Raw genomic sequence first — 1,018 nt, 5'->3', positions numbered from 1 at the left:
TTGGATTTAATCTTTCCATATCTTCTCTGATACATTCATCAAATAAAACTGTATTTGTAATCATATATTTTTCAAAATAATCTAATTGTTTTTCACTTGGTTCTCATTTTTCATTTTGTATTTTTACATTATTATTAATATAATTATTTTGTGATTTATTATTATTTTGTATTAAATTAACATTATCATTATCTGGGTCAAGTTCATCTTCACTTAATAATAATAAATTCATTAAAAAATATCTATAAGCATAAGTTTCTGCACTACCTTTTGCTTTTGCTATATCTGTATTTTTAGCACAAGCAAAAATATTAAATTCTTCTCTAAATTCTATATTATCTAAATCAATAATTGAATATTTTTTTTGATATGAAACTTCTATTTCTTTTGTTACATTTTGTATTTTATTATTATTTTTATCCATAAATTCTTTAATATTTTCTATTTTATTTATATTCATATTTTCTGAATTATCTGAATGTAAAATTAATATATTTAATTCTCTACACAATCCTTTTAATTTATTAAAAATATCACTTAATAATCAATATTTATAATTACCATGAGTATTAAAACCATTTTTAGGTGTACTACCAATTTCTAATTGTAATTTAAGTATTTTTTTATATAAATTATTCATTATTTATCACTCTTTCTATTTATTGCATTTTTAATTAAATCTCTTACAAAATTATTAATAGTAATTTCTTTTTTTACACAAAGTTTTTTTAATTCATAATGGTCACTTTTAGTAAGTCTAATAATAATTTGTTTAGTTATTAAATCTTCTGGTTTCTTTTTAGGAGCTGCTACCATTTTTATTCATCTCCTTTAACCTTTAATAATTCTTTTATAATCAATAATTGCTTGTTCTAATTTATTTACATGTTCAAAGTTAAAATAATCATTACTAATATTTAACTCTCCGTCATCATCAATTCTAACGTCTAAACTATTTTCATATTTATTATTAAATTCTTCTTGTAGCTCATCAAATTTATCTAATAATTCTTTTGCT

The 1,018-nt window shown here is 19.2% G+C and carries 3 protein-coding genes; all 3 read right to left on the bottom strand.

Features of this window, described 5'->3' with window-relative positions; all coding sequences use genetic code 4:
* Positions 1 to 640: ERF family protein (locus M0D11_RS06055; RefSeq protein WP_252321020.1), on the bottom strand; the 640-nt coding region annotated here is incomplete at its 3' end.
* Positions 640 to 816 carry a hypothetical protein gene (locus tag M0D11_RS06050; protein ID WP_252321018.1) on the bottom strand — a complete coding sequence of 59 codons (177 nt, stop codon included), beginning with the start codon at positions 814 to 816 and terminating at the stop codon, positions 640 to 642. The genes M0D11_RS06055 and M0D11_RS06050, both read right to left, overlap by 1 nt.
* Before the next feature lie 15 nt (positions 817 to 831).
* Positions 832 to 1,018 (bottom strand): hypothetical protein (locus M0D11_RS06045; protein ID WP_252321016.1); only part of this gene is annotated, 187 nt, incomplete at its 5' end.

Origin of the sequence: Spiroplasma endosymbiont of Lariophagus distinguendus (genome assembly GCF_023846195.1) — a bacterium.
In the GTDB taxonomy this organism is placed as follows: Bacteria; Bacillota_I; Bacilli_A; order Mycoplasmatales; family VBWQ01; genus Spiroplasma_E.
The sequence above is the reverse complement of the archived record's forward strand: the minus strand, read 5'-3'. Positions and strand labels throughout refer to the sequence as shown.